The organism is Helicobacter sp. MIT 11-5569, assembly GCF_000765695.2.
In the GTDB taxonomy this organism is placed as follows: domain Bacteria; phylum Campylobacterota; class Campylobacteria; order Campylobacterales; family Helicobacteraceae; genus Helicobacter_D.
This window is the reverse complement of sequence record NZ_JRPB02000042.1, coordinates 1-761: the sequence shown is the minus strand read 5'-3', so window position 1 is coordinate 761 and position 761 is coordinate 1. Positions and strand designations below refer to the sequence as shown.

Annotated in this window: 1 protein-coding gene; it reads right to left on the bottom strand. The window is 30.9% G+C overall.

The features are described 5' to 3' along the window. Positions 1-186: 186 nt before the first annotated feature. The gene (locus LS70_RS09860) at positions 187-702 is read right to left on the bottom strand and encodes an Hcp family type VI secretion system effector (RefSeq protein WP_034286788.1); all 516 of its coding nucleotides are present in this window, start codon (positions 700-702) and stop codon (positions 187-189) included. Positions 703-761: the final 59 nt, after the last annotated feature.

Here is a 761-nt window from a genome sequence, read left to right as displayed (position 1 = left end):
TTTAAATTAATAGCATTATGGGTATTTTTATAAGAATAAAAGCTAAAGATAATGAGAGATAATACACAAAGAGTAATGGAAAGAGTTTTTAGATAAGCCTTAAATCTAATGTTTATCATCTTAATGCAGCAGAGAGAATCCTTTTATAATTTGCAAGCAATAAAATAAAAAGATTCTTTAAAAAACTTAAGCGTTATTTCCTCTCCAATCATCACTTCCACTTGTTCCTGCTACAACATGTTCCCAAATCACTTTTCTATAATTGAGTGAAACTTTAAAAAGCTCTGTTTTGTCATGATTTACTTTATCTTGAGCATTGGGCATAATGAGTTCAATATCTGTAATGATTGCATCTTCTAACTTTGTTGTAAAGAAATGTTCAGAATCTCCACTTGTTGAAGTTCTAAACCAATGAATTTCAACATTATTTAATCTTTCTCCTTTAGTAAGAGCATTATAAAGCAATGGAACTGCTTTGTTTAGAGAACATGTAAATGTAAAAGGTTTATGCACTCTTTGTCCTGAAGGTTGTCCGCTTTGTTGATCAACAGGAACAGTTACAATATGAGAAACTTCTTGTGCCATAATTTCATCTTCATGTCCTGTTTGATAGCGATTACCAATACTTGCTTCTGTAGTAGCTCCACTTGAAATTAACCCTTGAGTTACACCTTCAATTTTGATATAGGCTGGTTGTGCCATATAAATCTCCTTTCCCTTTTATTTTATTATTGTTACAAGCACAGATATTAGCATTTTTT

What these genes read in the sequence shown, in the direction of transcription:
- LS70_RS09860 (WP_034286788.1), bottom strand. Translation starts at nt 702, where the DNA reads ATGGCACAACCAGCCTATATCAAAATTGAAGGTGTAACTCAAGGGTTA.